Here is a 14,426-nt window from a genome sequence, read left to right as displayed (position 1 = left end):
CAAGAACGAAGGGAGCGTTTCCCTCTGTCCTTGACCTTCTATGCCTGCTCTTCAGGTCATGTGGCTTGATGGTCAGACACGAATATCCAGATTGCCGCCCAAATTCGGCTGTACACTCTTCTCCATCATCTGAATCATGGCCTGTCCTTGTGTCTCTGTCATTTCCTTGGAGATGCTTATTACCTTCATGCCCGCATTCAGCTTCAAGCTGCTTTGGCTGAGCGCCATAGACATAGCTCCAATATCCATCCTCATTCCTCCTCGTGTCGTTCTCTTCTCTTATATCGGCAGAAGACGGAATTAGAATAATTCGAGCTGTTCAGGGTCCTCATCCGTATCGCTGGCAAGGCGGACCGGAAAGGGCTTGGGGTCCATGTCCATCAGTGTCATAAGCTGCTTGGCATTAGCCGCGGCGTCTCCGCCCGAGTTGTTGTTGAAAATGACACAGACCTCCCGGCTCTGGCGGGCAAGCTCCTGAATGATGTCCTTCCATTCCAGCAGTTCTTGCTCGTTATAACGGTAAAGATAGCGAATTTCCCGCCAGTTCGGGGCACCGCTCTGATTCCATCCATCAACATTGCGGCCGTGCATTCTTACAAGGGTCAGGCTATCGTCCGTCGCTTGAGGAACGACTGGCACGGAGCCCATGCCGGCCTGGGGCTCGTCACATACACTGTGGATCCACCCCTCCCGGCGCATGAATTCAAGCGTCCGCTCCCGGAACTCTGGAGCGAACCAGCTTTGATGGCGGAATTCCAGGATGCAGGGAAGCTCCTTCATTCTTTGCTTGGCTGCTCGGAGCAATTGCACATTTTCTTTGCTGCAATCAAACCAGGGCGGGAATTGGAACAGAACCCCTTTCAGCTTGCCTGTCTGTGCCAAAGGTTCAACGGAATCGAGAAATGCGTCGTACATGTCATCCTCTGCCGTGAAAAAAGGAGTTTTCCCCCGTGTGTGTCCTGTCATTCCCTGGTAGGCTTTAACGATAAATGAAAAGTGTTCAGGAGTTTCTGCAGCCCAGCGCTCCATTCGTTCGACCGGCTGTACCGCGTAAAAAGAGCTGTCCATTTCCACCACGGAGAAGTGGGAGGCATATACATGCAGCCTACCCGCAGGTTTGGTGCCGTATGGATACAAATCGTCATGATCTCCCCAGCCTGTAAGTCCGATCCGGATCATAAACGGATCACTTCCTTCCTGCTGTTCAGGTATGAATACGGTGTCTTTATCTCTACTGCTCGCAGTCCATTGTAGCATGAAAAGGATTGAAAAGAGGAGCCAACACATTTATGATTAGCGTGCCACGACAGACGTGAAGATAGAAGAAGCCGCAACATGGAATTGCGGTGTCCGGATGGATGCCGAGGGTATAGGAGGAAGAAGAGATGAAGCTGCCCGAATGGACCCGTTTTGATGAGGAAGGAATTATTCAGGTGAAAATCACGATGGCCTTCCCGCTGCGATGGGTCAACAGCTATATTGTGCCTGAAGACGAAGGAATAACGGTTGTGGATCCCGGGCCGCATACGCCTGCGGCTGTGGAGAACTGGGAGCAGGTGCTGGCAGAGCTGAATTGGACTGTGAAGGATATTTCCCGCATCTTGATCACCCATCATCATCCTGATCATTACGGATTGGCGGGATGGCTTCAGGAACGGAGCGGGGCACCGGTGCTGATGTCGACCAGGAGCATGCAGGAGGCCAGTTATATGTGGGGGACGGAAGGCGGAACAGATGAGAGACTTATCCGTTTCTTTAGCCAGCATGGGCTGCCTCGGGAGCTGTCGCAGCCGATGCATGAACATCTGCAGGGAGCGTATAGAGAAGTTCTGCCCCAGCCTGAGGTCACCTGTATTGAAGAAGGGGACAAGCTTGTGATGGGAGGCAGGGCGTGGGATCTGATTATGACTGGGGGGCATGCGCCTGGTCATCTGTCGCTGTATCAGCCAGAGAGTGGCACGATGATGTGCGGTGACGCTGTTTTGCCGCAGATCTCTCCCAATGTAAGCCTACTGCCGGGCAGTGATCCGCAGCCCTTTGCCGCTTATATGGCTGGATTGCGCAAGCTGGGACAGTATGAGGTGCGGCAGGCTTTTCCTGGGCACCGTCACCCTTTCCTCCATTTCAAGGATCGAACCGTCCAGTTGCTGGATCACCACGAAGCGAGGCTGGAGCAGCTTGCGTCTCTGTTGGGGGAAGAACCGCGTAATGCCTATCATCTGTGCCTTGCCATGTTCGGCGATAAGCTTACAGTACACCAGCTTCGCTTTGCGCTGTCTGAAACGCTGGCCCATCTTGTCGAGTTGACAGCAAGGGGGCAAGCCGAGGAGCGGGAGGATAGTGGGGGTACGGTATATGTCCGCCGTTAACAGACTTCATGCCCCCGAAACGCAAGAACAGCCTCAAGCCAATTCATCGCTAAAATTGACTTGAGGCTGCACTTATATCGATGTGGGGTAGCTATAAAAGCTGCTGCGCTGCTCCCGGCCTTCCTCCTTATTCAGGTGCGCTGCCGTCTCCTACGCTTTCTTCTCCCAGCGCTTTCTCTCTTTCTGCCTGTTTGCGGTGGGCTATACGGCTGCTGGCAGACGCGGCGACCGCCCCGACGATATCGTCCAGGAAGGTATGGATCGGCTCATCGTCCTTATCATTCAGCCTCTCCAGCACCCCCGGCTTCAATTTATCCACATAGCCGTAGTTGGTAAAGCCGATGCTCCCGTATACGTTCACGATTGAGAAGGCCAGAATTTCATCGACCCCGTACAAGCTCTCATCATTTTCGATCATTTCCTGCAGTGGGGAAATCAGCGCTCCCTGCTCAGCGAGAATATCCAACTGAATTCCGGTAAGAACAGCATTCTGTACCTCACGCTTGCTGAGCACCTTCTCCACGTTGTGGACACACTCTTCCATGGTGAGGTCAGGGTAATATTTTTTCTGCAGGAGCATGACCAGCTCCGCGATCTCTTCCATGGTCACACCGCGTTTGTGCAGCCACTCTTTTGTGGCGTCCGCCACTTTTTTACTGTTCAGGCAATAAGGGATTTTCTCCGGCTTCATATTCATCACCTCTCGCTTTGCTGTCTTGTACAGTATAACCAATCCTCGTGCGTTTCCTCTATTACTGTCCAGTACAGTTAAATTGATACGCATGTTTTAGGCAGGGGCTCGTATACATATTAGTACAAACTGAACACAATTGTTAGGAAGGAGCTTCTAACGATGAGGGGTAAACCATCATGGCGGACAGGATCCGCCGCATGCATCCTGTCGTCTGTGCTGCTGCTGACCGCCTGCGGGGATTGGAGCACAGGCGCGGAGTCTATCGATCCGCCCCCTGCTGCTGTGGAGGAGGCCATGCTCGCAGCGGTGGAGCCGGGCGGGAAAGAGGCTGTTGCCGCAGGAACAAAGCTCGAAGCTGTCTACCTTCAGGACGCTAACGGATTTCTGGTGCCCGTATCCCTTCCCGTACCGGGAGATACGGCGGAGGTGAATGCCAAAGCTGCTCTCGAAATGCTTGTTAGCGGCGGACCTTATGCGGGAACCCTTCCCGACGGTTTTGAAGGCGTTCTGCCCCAGGGAACTGAAGTACAAAGTGTGACCCTTGATAAGAATGAAAAGCTGGCCGTTGTCGAATTTACGAAGCCTTTCACAGAGTATGCGGAAACGGATGAACGAAAAATGGTTGAGGCAGTGACATGGACGCTGACGGAACAGCCCGATATACAGAATGTGCAAATTTGGGTGGACGGACAGAATCTGAGTGAGATGCCGAAGGGCGGATTACCGCTGAATCGTCCCTTAACACGGGCGATGGGCCTCAATCTGCAGATGGGGCAGGGAGCTTCCTATACATCGTCGAGCCCTGTAACGGTATACTTTTCGGCGGCTTCCTCCGCCGGAGTTCAGTATTACGTCCCAATAACGAGACTCGTTCCGCCCGGTCAGGACAAAATGAAGGCATCCCTGGAGGAACTGATCCGCGGTCCGCGGCCGGAGGATGGTCTGAACCAGGTAATGACGTCAGGGACGGTGCTGAAATCCGTGGAGCAATCTGCAGAAGGCGTTGTGACCGTCTCCATTACGGATGATATGTTCGCAGCAGGAGAGGTTGTGCCGGCCGAATTTTTGCAGTCCGTCGTCCTTACCGCGTCCGACAATGCAAACAACGCTTCCGCTAAGGTACAAATCGTGCTGAACGGAGAAACGACCGTCCTTGGCGAGGACAATAAGAACTATGGGAAGCCTGCGGGCAAACCGCTGCATATCAATGAAATTCCGATTTAGTCACACTGTTCATCTCCGGTGCTGCGGCACCTATCCTTGGATTTTTCAAAACTCCTCTGGTAAAATAGGGTGAACATATAGGACGCAATTACGTAGGAGGCACATACATGAGAGCTAACGGCCGGAATGGCGATCAGCTTCGCCCGATGAATTTGACTACGGGGGTTAATAAATATGCGGAAGGGTCCGTCTTCATTGAAGTCGGCGACACCAAGGTGATTTGCACCGCAAGCGTGGAAGAAAGAGTCCCTCCTTTTATGAAGGGTCAAGGCAAGGGCTGGGTAACCGCAGAGTATTCCATGCTGCCGCGAGCGACCCATACCCGCAACCAGAGAGAAGCGGCCCGTGGCAAGCTGGGTGGCCGGACCATGGAAATACAGCGGCTAATCGGCAGGGCGCTTCGCTCGGTCGTTAATTTACAGGCTTTGGGCGAACGAACGGTTACTTTGGATTGTGATGTTATTCAGGCAGATGGTGGAACACGCACCACCTCGATCACGGGTTCTTTTGTAGCTATGGCGATCGCGATCAATAAAATTGCCGAGCAGCACAAGCTGCAGCGCTTCCCGATCACGGATTTTCTGGCATCTGTCAGCGTGGGCGTGGTTGGGGGACAACCGTTGCTGGACTTGAACTATGAAGAGGATTCCAAAGCCAAGGTAGACATGAACCTGGTGATGACGGGCGGAGGGAAATTCGTTGAGCTCCAGGGAACAGGGGAGGAAAGCCCTTTTGACCGCAAGGAGCTTGATCAGATGCTCGGACTCGGAGAGCAGGGCATACTGCAAATGATTGAGCTGCAAAAGGAAGTGCTCGGTCCAATCGCGCTCAAGATTGGCACGGGTCAACCAGGGGTGCGGGCCTGATGCGGCTTGAGCAATCCGTGGTCGTAGTAGCAACGAAGAACAAAGGGAAAATCCGCGAATTTGCCCATGCTTTTGCCCCCTTAGGCAAGCAGGTTAAGAGTATGTACGATTACCCGGATCTGCCGGATATCGTCGAGGATGGGGAGACATTTGCGGAGAATGCCTTCAAAAAGGCGAAGGCTGTTGGCGATGCGCTCCAATTGCCTGTCCTCGCGGACGATTCGGGACTGTGTGTCGATTTGCTGGACGGGAGACCGGGCGTCTATTCGGCACGCTTTGCCGGAGAAGGCGCCAGCGACCACGAGAACAATCTTAAGCTGCTCGATATGCTGGAATCCAAGCAGCTCGGAGACGATACGGAGCAGCCTTTGCTCAGTCCTGCCCGCTTTGTATGCGCATTGCTTTTGTACCATCCCGTGTCAGGAGAGACTATTGAGGCTGAAGGCAGCGTTGAAGGGTGGATCACTTCGGAAACGGCCGGCAGCGGCGGTTTTGGCTACGATCCGCTGTTTTATCTGCCGCAGTATGGCAGAACGATGGCGGAGCTGACTCTGGAGGAGAAGCAAGCCATCAGCCACCGCGGAGCGGCACTGCAGCAACTGGCGGCCAAGCTGGAGCAGCAAATATAGCTTTAAAAGAACACAGAGAACCCCGGCTCCTGAGACAGAAGCCGGGGTTCTCTGTGTTCATGACCGGACCTTACCGGATCGCCACATGATAGGTTTTCAACCAGTGATTCACCTGCACGAGGTAAGCGAATAACTGCGGGCCGGACATGAGCTGGCCGAACCATGGGAGGTTGGAAGAGGCGTCGGGAGAGTTGGCGATTTCTCGGACGCGCTTGGCATTAATCAAGGATAAGATAGGTGAGGAGGGATCGTTCAGCATGTCGAGCGCTTGCTGCTTTACGGTATGGAGATAGGCCGGATTATGGGTTTTCGGATAAGGGCTTTTTTTGCGGTAGAGCACATCATCTGGCAAAATGCCTTCCAGTGCCTTGCGCAGGAGGCCCTTCTCGCGTCCCCCGGTGATTTTGATTTCCCACGGGACATTCCAGACATATTGCACGAGCCGGTGATCGCAGTACGGAACCCTCACTTCCAGTCCGACCCCCATACTCATCCGGTCTTTGCGATCCAACAGCGTAGGCATGAAGCGTGTGATGTTCAGGTAGGACATCGTTCGCATTTGGGCTGCTTTGCCGGTTTCACCAGCTAATTTTGGCACCTCGCCGACAGCTTCGGCATAACGGTCATTCAAGTACTCGATCGGCTTGATCCACTCCTTGACTTCAGGGGCGAGCAGGCTTGCCCGAAGCTCCGGAGCTACGGCCCACGGAAAGGTTCCGGAATTGAGCATTTCGTCCCGGTGAAACCATGGATACCCGCCAAACACTTCATCGGCTGCTTCACCGGAGATCGCAACCGTTGCTCGTTTCTTGATCTCCCGGCAGAACAGATAAAGTGAGGAATCGACATCCGCCATTCCCGGCAGATCACGCGCTTCGGTTGAATAATTCAACGCTTCAATCACTTCGGGAGTATCAAATTCAATCCAATGGTGGTTAGTGCTTAACTCCTCAGCCATACGCTTAATCCAGGGTCCGTCCGCCCCGGGCTGAAAGGAATGTGCCTTGAAATGTTTGTCATTATCGACATAATCCACAGAGAACGTATCGATTTGTCCTTGCTCCGTCCTTGTGTAATAGCTGACGGCGAGAGCGGATAATGCGCTGGAATCAAGCCCGCCCGACAGCAGGGAGCACACGGGCACATCGGAAGCGAGCTGTCGCTCAAGCGTATCCTGCAGCAGCTCCCGTACCCGCTGGGCTGTCTGTTCGGTATCCTCCTCGTGAGGAATGCTTTCCAGCTTCCAGTAGGCGCGGATTTTTGTGCCGCTCCGGTCATGAATTAGTGTATGCCCTGGGCGAAGCTCACGAATGGAGGCGTATACTCCATGCCCTGGAGTACGTGCCGGTCCGATAATGAAAATTTCAGCAAGTCCGTCGGCATGTACGACAGGCTCCACCTCAGGATGCTTGAGCAGCGCTTTGGGTTCTGAGCCGAAGATCAGACCATCCTGGATTTCAGTGAAGAAGAGCGGTTTGACCCCAAGGCGGTCTCTGGCTAAGAAGACATGCTGCTTCTCTTCATCCCAAACTGCGAATGCAAAAATACCGTTTAACCGGTCGACACACTCGGGGCCCCATTCGATGTAGGAAGCAAGCAGCACCTCCGTGTCACATTTGGTTAGAAAGACATGTCCCCTCTGTTGGAGTTCTATTTTCAGCTCAGGTGCATTGTACAATTCTCCGTTATATACCAGTGTATACGTAAGGTCATCCTGTTTACGGATCATCGGCTGTGCTCCGTTCTCGGGATCCATAACACTAAGACGCCGGTGCCCAAAAGCGCATGGATTAGAGATCCATGTTCCCGCCGCATCCGGACCCCGATGGGACAATGTACGTGTCATGTCGGCCAGCAATTCCGACTGTATAGTTAAATCTTTATGCCACTGTATAAAACCAGTAATTCCGCACATGTTGGTTCATCCCTTCCTTGTCTTCCTGCATAAACAAACATATGCCGGATAAAGGCATAAAATGTCTGTCCTTACCGAAAACTACAAACATAAAACGGTTAGCGGCTGACGCGGACAAGGAGGAAACGGATGTATACGATTAAAGATGCAAAAATACGGAGATTTACCGAAATTGATGGTGTGCGCTGTGCAGAAATCGAGGTGAATTCGGCCAGTAAGGAGGATACGGGGCTTCTTGTATATCTCGCTCCGTCTGACGGAGGCGATGGATACAACATGCTGCGTATGATCCGCAATGACGCGGATTTGGAGCTCGACTGGTACGACAATAATCTCCATTCTGCTTTTGAGGAAGTGACGAATGTCGTATTCCGCGATGCTGACGGCAATGATCTGCCGGAGAAGCGGGGGCGTTTCACGCGGGAGCTGTTATCCCATGGTAAGATGGACACAGAGCTTGCGGAGGAGTTCGGGAAATGAAGCTGCCCTGCTGCAGTGGGATGCTTCGATTGGTAATTCTGTTTCGCCGGGATCCGCTGCGATTCGTGAAAGGCGGGTCCGGCGGATCAAACGGCAAGATGAAGTGAAAGGCAAGCAGCCCCAAATAGCCGTGGCATGAAAGTCGGCCTTCTGGGGCATTTCTGTATGAAACATTAAAAAAACACTTCACATACCACCATGAATTATGGTATACTCATTAATGCGCTGTCATACATAATATATATGTCCCAGTAGCTCAGCTGGATAGAGCAACGGCCTTCTAAGCCGTCGGTCGGGGGTTCGAATCCCTCCTGGGACGTAAAAAAAAGTGAAGCTTCCCTTTTAGGGAGGTTTCACTTTTTTTTTACGTCCGGAACTGTTGCTAATTTGCAATTTGATCCATATTTCTAAAAGGTAGCGCTCTACACTCTACTTACTTCTACTGATATCTGTATTACATAGTCATTCGGATTTTTTTCTGTGAAATAGCTAAGCAAATCCACCGTGTACGCATTTCCGCCTACAGCCATCCCGTTATCCTTTATAAATCTTTTTAGAAGTGAGTACGTTTCAGACATGGTTTCATAGGATCCTCTATGATTCACGACCGCGTAGAGACCTTTCGGTTTACTGATCTGTTTCTCTCCCCACACCTGAGTCTTTAATTTATTGGCAATATAGTCAGGATAATAATCCTCTGACTCCAAACGATCCTTGGATAAAATGGTCCAAATCGGGAATTCGTAATCAATGAAGTGATTTTCACAATAATTTCGATGCTCGGTTAATTTGTGGGCAAACTCAGGATCACCATCGCCCTGTTCCAGTCGTGTGACAATGAAATATTCCTCTTCACATTCCTCCATCGACGGCCTATCGTATAACTCTCCCTTGGCCAGCTCCGTCATTTCAATGGCGTCCTTCAAAAGGCTTTGCATTCGTTTTATTCTAATCCGTTCCACTTCCAGGGCCTGCTGTTTCTCTTTAAGTAGCTCTATGAATAGAGGCGTATTCTGATTTTGAATAAAGCCTTTGATTTCCTGGAGTGAGCTTCCTGCCTTTTTCAGTACATTGATAATATCCAGTACATAACATTGTCGAAGAGAGTAATAGCGGTAGCCGTTAGAATTCACGAATTCGGGTTTTAAGAGTCCAATTTCGTCGTAATGAAAAAGCGTATGTTTGGTCACCCCGCAAGTTCTAGCTAACTCACTGGTTGTAAAGTACTCTGTAGACATTCTTTGCATGCTTGTTTCCTCCGCTTGTTATTAACTCCTTATCTAAAGACTCAAAATTAACATTTGACTATAGGGTTACCCTATAGATTATAGTGCGAAGAGTTAAGGATTCAAAACAATATGTTATGGAGGAATGTTAAGCATGTCAAAATTTAATCGCTGGATGATTCTGTTCATCGTCTCCAGTGCGCTTTTACTCATCGTCATGGATATGACCATTCTTTACACGGCATTACCCATGTTAACCCATGATTTGGGAGCCTCTGCTTCAGAAAAATTATGGATACTCAATGGTTACTCGCTCGTTATGGCTGGTCTGCTTCCTGCAATGGGAACATTAGGGGACCGCCTGGGATATAAAAAAATTTTCTCCCTCGGATTAATCGTATTTTCAATAGCTTCACTTATTGCTGCTTTTGCTCCAGAACCTTATGTGTTAGTAGCTGCAAGAGTACTTCTTGCGGTTGGAGCATCTATGATGATGCCTGCTACATTGTCTATCATTAGAGTTACTTTTACAGATCCACGTGAGCTGGGGCTGGCCATTGGCATTTGGGGTTCTATTGCCTCTGGTGGTGCAGGATTAGGGCCTATCGTCGGGGGACTTCTCCTTGAGCATTTTTCGTGGGGGGCGGTCTTCTTAATTAATTTACCGATCGCCATGCTTGCATTTGTACTAACAGTAGTCTTTGTTCCAAAACATGCAGGCAATAAGGACAAAAAGTGGGATCTTACCAGCTCAATCCAGATTATGATTGCCATGGTGGCTCTAATCTATGCAATTAAAGAGTTTACTCGACGAGAGGGTTCCGTAGCTTTTGCAATTATAGGTGCTATTGTCGGCATCGTGGCTCTTGTTATTTTTATACGTCGTCAACACAGAAGCTCTAACCCGCTTATTGATCTTTCATTGTTTAAAATATCTCGTTTTACCACGGCATTTATTACGGCTTTGGTAGGGGCATTTGGCCAGATGGGAATTCAATATATTGTGACTCAACGACTTCAATTGGTGGAAGGTCTCAGTCCACTTCAAGCCGGATTGTATACGTTAAGTGTACCGTTGGCAGCACTTATTGCTGGTCCAGTGACTGGAATGCTGCTGCATCGCTTGGATGTTATTCGTATCAAGAGTGTTGCTCTTTTGATTGCAGCTTTAGGGATGGGGATCTATCTGGTGCAATTTGACTCAAGCATGGCCTGGCAGATTCTTGGACTAGCATTGCTCGGGGCAGGCTTAGGTGCAGGAATGACTGTAGCTTCTCATTCTATAATGAGCTATGCTCCTCCTGAAAAAGCAGGTATGGCTGCATCTATCGAAGAAGTGGCCTATGAAATCGGAGGAGCTACAGGAATAGCAATAATCGGAAGTATTTCAGGCCTTCTGTATACATTATCCATGAAAATTCCAGCCGGACTGAATATGCCAGCTAATGTCAAAGACAGCTTGGATGAAGCATTAATAGCAGCAGAAGGGCTGACTGGACCTGCTTCGGAAGTGTTGAAACAGGTTGGCCGAACTGCTTTTGATGAATCCTTTTTTGCTATTATAGCCGGGTTAACTGTGTTTCTGGTAGTTGCTTCGGTAGGTATCGTAATACTAGGAGCTCGGTCAAAAACAAGAGAATCTGCAGATCCAAGACGGTAAAGCACCAATTATAGAATATTCATCACTCGGTTGTAAGCCGGATTTTTGGCAAACCAAAGAGTCATTCAAATGGCAAAAGAAGCTGGCGTTAAAAAGATCGTGGCGTTGATGGATTATGAAGGAAATCCGCGTCAGGGATTTCGCGTGGTGTTTGCTTCTCATTTTGATCGTCCCACGCCGCTGGCAGATGGAGAAAACGGGATTTTCCACTGGCTGTCCGGGTTTGCAGGGGAATCGTTTTTGTCTTCTTTTCGAGGTGATGAAAGACAGCAAATGTATGAAAAAATCGCTGACAGAGCTATGCCGAGCTTATTTCGGGAAGGTGTGTGGCACGCGGATTACAAGCGAATCCGGGTTGTTGCGGTTAAACCAGCCTAGCTTGCCCGGCAGGCAGGGTTTTGGTTAAGATAAGGGGGAAATACATATTGAAAGGAGTGCTTATCGGTGAAATTCAGAAAGTTAGGGAGAACCGGACTGGAAGTATCGGTTGTCGGTGTAGGGACCTGGCAGTTCGGTGGAGAATGGGGCCTGAATTATACGCAGGCTGAAGCGGATGCGATTCTGGATAAGGCGGCTGAGCTGAATATTAACCTGATCGACACGGCGGAATGTTACGGGGATCATTTATCGGAATCATTGATCGGCGATTATCTCAGCAGACGCAAACGGGAAGACTGGATTGTGGCAACCAAGTTCGGACATCGCTTCCATGACCTGTTCACCCGGACGGACGCCTTTAACCCCGAAGAAGTATTAACTCAACTGGACGCATCGCTTAAAGCGCTCCGTACGGATTATGTGGATCTGTATCAGTTTCATTCGGGTCCTGATCAGGTTTTTGACAATGACGACTTGTGGACGCTACTGGATAAGCAGATTCAGGCTGGAAAAATCAGGCATCTGGGCATTTCTATAGGCAGCAATGATAACCTCCATCAAACACAACAGGCGACCCAGGTGAATGCGGATGTGATTCAGGTGGTGTACAACCGTCTGGATCGCGTTCCGGAGGAGAGAGTTTTCCCTTCCTGTCTGGAGCAGAATCTCGGTGTTCTGGCACGTGTGCCGCTCGCCAGTGGTTATCTAAGCGGAAAATATAAGCCGGGTGCGGAATTTCAGAAAAATGATGTCAGGAACAATCATGATGTGGGGCAACGTGATGAAAAGCTGAGACTTGTGGAGGAAATCCAGCGGAACGAGGTGCCGGAAGGCGTACCGATGGCTGAATGGGCATTGGCCTGGTGCCTGCAGCACCCCGCCGTGACGAGTGTTATTCCCGGATGTAAGACTCCCGAGCAGGTGGAATCGAATGCGCGTGCGGCTGACCTGGTGCTTACTGTTGAAAAGGCTTGACAGTTTGATGGCCTGGATGTAATTTGAATAGCAAGCAATTATATCTAAAAGGTGTTGAACGGGACCATATGCTGCGATTCGGCTGCCGTCAGAGAAGAAACCCTCGGCTGTAAGGTTTCCCGGCACGGTCGTTGCATCCTACCCCGCTAACCGCTTATTTCGCCGGGTCGTTCCGTTATCAACATGAGAAGCGCATGTTTGCTGTAATTTTGAAGTCTGCGCCTAAATAAGGGTGGTACCACGACGCATTCGTCCCTTGATGAATGCGTCTTTTTTGCGTTTGGGCGAAGGCCGAACTCTAAAAAAAGGAGGAAGTAAAATGAGACAGACTCGGGCTGCTGTTCCAACCTGGAGAGAAGCTCCTGCGGAGGCAGAATCCGCCGGACATCGATTCCTGCTGCGGAGCGGCATGATTCGGCAATTGGCAGCGGGGGTATTTACTTATCTCCCGTTGGGCTTTCGAGTATTGACTAAAATTTCTGCAGTTATTCGTGAAGAACTTAATCATGCAGGGGCACAGGAGATGCTGATGCCAGCGTTGCAGCCGGCAGAGCTTTGGCAAGCTTCAGGAAGATATGAGGTGTACGGTTCTGAGCTGATCCGACTTAAAGACAGGCATAACCGTGAATTTGCGCTTGGGCCGACTCATGAGGAAGTCATCACCTCACTGATCAAACAAGAAATTTCTTCCTACAGGCAGTTGCCGGTCGCATTTTATCAAATTCAGACCAAATTCCGTGACGAACGACGTCCGCGCTCGGGTCTGCTGCGGGGGCGGGAGTTTTTGATGATGGACGCATATTCTTTTCATGACGGTTACCCAAGTCTTGATACCTTCTACGAGATCATGCATGATGCCTATGAGCGGATTTTCACCCGCTGCGGCCTGGAATATCGCGGAGTTGAGGCAGATGCCGGAGCCATAGGCGGGCAAGGAGGCTCCCATGAGTTCATCGTCTTGTCCGATATCGGGGAAGATACAATTGCTGTTTGCGGCAGTTGCGGTTATGCCGCCAATTTGGAGAAGGCTGAAGTAGGCCTGTGTCAAAATCGAGGTGAAGAAGATTGGAGTCATGAGGATAAGAAGCCAGCCTCTTCATTTATAAAGACCATATTGTATAATGCAGACGGGCAGGCGGCTGCAGTGCTGGTCAGGGGAGACCGGGAGGTCAACGAGATTAAGGTGAAGCAGGCCTTGGGAGTACAGGAGCTTCGCTTGGCCGAAGAACAGGAGATTACGGCTTGGACCGGGACTGCTTCCGGTTTTTCGGGGCCGGTCGGTCTTGCTATTCCGCTCCTTGTAGATCAGGAGGTTGCGTGTATGAGCGAGGGCATTGCCGGAGCTAATGAGGAGGATATCCACCTCCGCGGTGTCCGTCCTGGAAGAGACTTCAGCCTCGAACGTACTGGTGATTACCGTAATGCGGTTGATGGTGACGCATGTCCTTGCTGTAACGGTGTGTTGACACTGCAGCGGGGGATTGAGATAGGGCACATTTTTAAACTTGGGGATAAATATACCTCCGCGTTTAACGCTGAGGTGCTGCAGGCGGACGGGCAAATCCTGACCCCTGTTATGGGCTGTTACGGAATCGGTGTATCCAGGCTCATGGCTGCTGTTGCGGAACAGTGTCACGACGAATACGGCCTAATCTGGCCGGAGGAAATTGCTCCTTTCCGGGTTCATATAATTCCCGTGACTTCAAAGGATGCTCTTCAGATGCAGACAGCGGAAAAGCTGTACCAGGATTTGAGTGGGTTAGGTGTTGAGGTCCTTCTGGATGATCGCGATGAACGGCCGGGTGTAAAATTTAACGATGCTGATCTGTTCGGAATTCCTTGGAGAATTGTTGTGGGCAAAGGGGTTACCGAAGGTCGTGTTGAGGTGAGGAGGAGGGGAACGGAACAGGCGGACTCGTTGCCGGTGGATGAAGCGGTGCGTCTGGTTGCGTTCCTTACAGAGCCGACTGCGAAGTAGCGCTACCGAAGCGTATGCTCCGACGAACCCAG

At 50.7% G+C, this 14,426-nt stretch carries 14 protein-coding genes and 1 tRNA gene; 10 read left to right on the top strand and 5 right to left on the bottom strand.

Annotation, left to right across the window (positions count from 1 at the left end; genetic code table 11):
- Positions 1-72: 72 nt before the first annotated feature.
- Together OIN60_RS02715 and OIN60_RS02710 are read right to left on the bottom strand one after the other, a co-directional pair.
- Positions 73-249, bottom strand: coding sequence for a YjfB family protein (locus tag OIN60_RS02715; RefSeq protein ID WP_305753345.1), 177 nt, complete (start codon positions 247-249; stop codon positions 73-75).
- Between the two features lie 51 nt (positions 250-300).
- Positions 301-1,179 (bottom strand): DUF72 domain-containing protein, encoded by an 879-nt coding sequence (locus tag OIN60_RS02710; protein WP_305753344.1) that lies wholly within the window; start codon positions 1,177-1,179, stop codon positions 301-303.
- A 206-nt stretch (positions 1,180-1,385) separates the two neighbouring features.
- Here OIN60_RS02710 and OIN60_RS02705 point away from each other — a divergent pair, with 206 nt between their 5' ends.
- Positions 1,386-2,369, top strand: a complete 984-nt coding sequence (locus OIN60_RS02705; RefSeq protein WP_305753343.1) for an MBL fold metallo-hydrolase — start codon at positions 1,386-1,388, stop codon at positions 2,367-2,369.
- A gap of 127 nt (positions 2,370-2,496) precedes the next feature.
- Here OIN60_RS02705 and OIN60_RS02700 read toward each other — a convergent pair whose 3' ends face one another.
- A complete protein-coding gene (locus OIN60_RS02700; RefSeq protein WP_305753342.1) occupies positions 2,497-3,060 on the bottom strand; it encodes a phosphatidylglycerophosphatase A family protein in 564 nt (187 codons plus the stop codon).
- 162 nt (positions 3,061-3,222) lie between these two features.
- On the opposite strand from OIN60_RS02700, the gene OIN60_RS02695 reads away from it, so the two are divergent.
- The 3 genes from OIN60_RS02695 to OIN60_RS02685 all read left to right on the top strand — a co-directional run bounded on the left by OIN60_RS02695 (position 3,223) and on the right by OIN60_RS02685 (position 5,782).
- Positions 3,223-4,287: a GerMN domain-containing protein gene (locus tag OIN60_RS02695; RefSeq protein ID WP_305753341.1), complete on the top strand. Its 1,065-nt coding sequence runs from the start codon at positions 3,223-3,225 to the stop codon at positions 4,285-4,287.
- Positions 4,288-4,394: 107 nt separating this feature from the next.
- Positions 4,395-5,153, top strand: a complete 759-nt coding sequence (gene rph, locus OIN60_RS02690; RefSeq protein ID WP_305753340.1) for a ribonuclease PH — start codon at positions 4,395-4,397, stop codon at positions 5,151-5,153.
- Positions 5,153-5,782 (top strand): XTP/dITP diphosphatase, encoded by a 630-nt coding sequence (locus OIN60_RS02685; RefSeq protein ID WP_305753339.1) that lies wholly within the window; start codon positions 5,153-5,155, stop codon positions 5,780-5,782. Before rph ends, OIN60_RS02685 begins: the two co-directional genes overlap by 1 nt.
- Before the next feature lie 70 nt (positions 5,783-5,852).
- Here the strand turns inward: OIN60_RS02685 and asnB are convergent, their stop codons facing one another.
- On the bottom strand, positions 5,853-7,697 hold the full coding sequence (asnB, locus tag OIN60_RS02680) for an asparagine synthase (glutamine-hydrolyzing) (RefSeq protein ID WP_305753338.1): 1,845 nt from the start codon (positions 7,695-7,697) through the stop codon (positions 5,853-5,855).
- 129 nt (positions 7,698-7,826) lie between these two features.
- Here asnB and OIN60_RS02675 point away from each other — a divergent pair, with 129 nt between their 5' ends.
- Together OIN60_RS02675 and OIN60_RS02670 are read left to right on the top strand one after the other, a co-directional pair.
- Positions 7,827-8,177, top strand: a complete 351-nt coding sequence (locus OIN60_RS02675) for a hypothetical protein (RefSeq protein WP_305753337.1) — start codon at positions 7,827-7,829, stop codon at positions 8,175-8,177.
- A gap of 245 nt (positions 8,178-8,422) precedes the next feature.
- Positions 8,423-8,496, top strand: a tRNA-Arg gene (locus OIN60_RS02670).
- A gap of 103 nt (positions 8,497-8,599) precedes the next feature.
- Here the strand turns inward: OIN60_RS02670 and OIN60_RS02665 are convergent.
- Positions 8,600-9,424, bottom strand: coding sequence for a MerR family transcriptional regulator (locus OIN60_RS02665; RefSeq protein ID WP_305753336.1), 825 nt, complete (start codon positions 9,422-9,424; stop codon positions 8,600-8,602).
- A 133-nt stretch (positions 9,425-9,557) separates the two neighbouring features.
- Here OIN60_RS02665 and OIN60_RS02660 point away from each other — a divergent pair, with 133 nt between their 5' ends.
- The 4 genes from OIN60_RS02660 (at position 9,558) to OIN60_RS02645 (ending at position 14,394) form a co-directional block, all read left to right on the top strand.
- A complete protein-coding gene (locus tag OIN60_RS02660; RefSeq protein ID WP_305753335.1) occupies positions 9,558-11,063 on the top strand; it encodes an MFS transporter in 1,506 nt (501 codons plus the stop codon).
- Positions 11,064-11,132: 69 nt separating this feature from the next.
- Positions 11,133-11,441, top strand: a complete 309-nt coding sequence (locus OIN60_RS02655; protein WP_305753334.1) for a hypothetical protein — start codon at positions 11,133-11,135, stop codon at positions 11,439-11,441.
- Positions 11,442-11,507: 66 nt separating this feature from the next.
- Complete coding sequence (locus tag OIN60_RS02650; protein WP_305753333.1) at positions 11,508-12,416, top strand: aldo/keto reductase; 909 nt, start codon at positions 11,508-11,510, stop codon at positions 12,414-12,416.
- A 319-nt stretch (positions 12,417-12,735) separates the two neighbouring features.
- On the top strand, positions 12,736-14,394 hold the full coding sequence (locus OIN60_RS02645; RefSeq protein WP_305753332.1) for a proline--tRNA ligase: 1,659 nt from the start codon (positions 12,736-12,738) through the stop codon (positions 14,392-14,394).
- The last annotated feature ends 32 nt before the right edge of the window (positions 14,395-14,426 follow it).

Origin of the sequence: Paenibacillus zeirhizosphaerae, assembly GCF_030705605.1 — a bacterium.
GTDB classification, from domain to species: domain Bacteria; phylum Bacillota; class Bacilli; order Paenibacillales; family Paenibacillaceae; genus Paenibacillus; species Paenibacillus zeirhizosphaerae.
Note: the sequence above shows the minus strand (reverse complement) of the source record. Positions and strands in the feature narration are given on the sequence as shown.

What these genes read in the sequence shown, in the direction of transcription:
- OIN60_RS02715 (WP_305753345.1), bottom strand. Translation starts at nt 249, where the DNA reads ATGGATATTGGAGCTATGTCTATGGCGCTCAGCCAAAGCAGCTTGAAG.
- OIN60_RS02710 (WP_305753344.1), bottom strand. Translation starts at nt 1,179, where the DNA reads ATGATCCGGATCGGACTTACAGGCTGGGGAGATCATGACGATTTGTAT.
- OIN60_RS02705 (WP_305753343.1), top strand. Translation starts at nt 1,386, where the DNA reads ATGAAGCTGCCCGAATGGACCCGTTTTGATGAGGAAGGAATTATTCAG.
- OIN60_RS02700 (WP_305753342.1), bottom strand. Translation starts at nt 3,060, where the DNA reads ATGAAGCCGGAGAAAATCCCTTATTGCCTGAACAGTAAAAAAGTGGCG.
- OIN60_RS02695 (WP_305753341.1), top strand. Translation starts at nt 3,223, where the DNA reads ATGAGGGGTAAACCATCATGGCGGACAGGATCCGCCGCATGCATCCTG.
- rph (WP_305753340.1), top strand. Translation starts at nt 4,395, where the DNA reads ATGAGAGCTAACGGCCGGAATGGCGATCAGCTTCGCCCGATGAATTTG.
- OIN60_RS02685 (WP_305753339.1), top strand. Translation starts at nt 5,153, where the DNA reads ATGCGGCTTGAGCAATCCGTGGTCGTAGTAGCAACGAAGAACAAAGGG.
- asnB (WP_305753338.1), bottom strand. Translation starts at nt 7,697, where the DNA reads ATGTGCGGAATTACTGGTTTTATACAGTGGCATAAAGATTTAACTATA.
- OIN60_RS02675 (WP_305753337.1), top strand. Translation starts at nt 7,827, where the DNA reads ATGTATACGATTAAAGATGCAAAAATACGGAGATTTACCGAAATTGAT.
- OIN60_RS02665 (WP_305753336.1), bottom strand. Translation starts at nt 9,424, where the DNA reads ATGCAAAGAATGTCTACAGAGTACTTTACAACCAGTGAGTTAGCTAGA.
- OIN60_RS02660 (WP_305753335.1), top strand. Translation starts at nt 9,558, where the DNA reads ATGTCAAAATTTAATCGCTGGATGATTCTGTTCATCGTCTCCAGTGCG.
- OIN60_RS02655 (WP_305753334.1), top strand. Translation starts at nt 11,133, where the DNA reads ATGGCAAAAGAAGCTGGCGTTAAAAAGATCGTGGCGTTGATGGATTAT.
- OIN60_RS02645 (WP_305753332.1), top strand. Translation starts at nt 12,736, where the DNA reads ATGAGACAGACTCGGGCTGCTGTTCCAACCTGGAGAGAAGCTCCTGCG.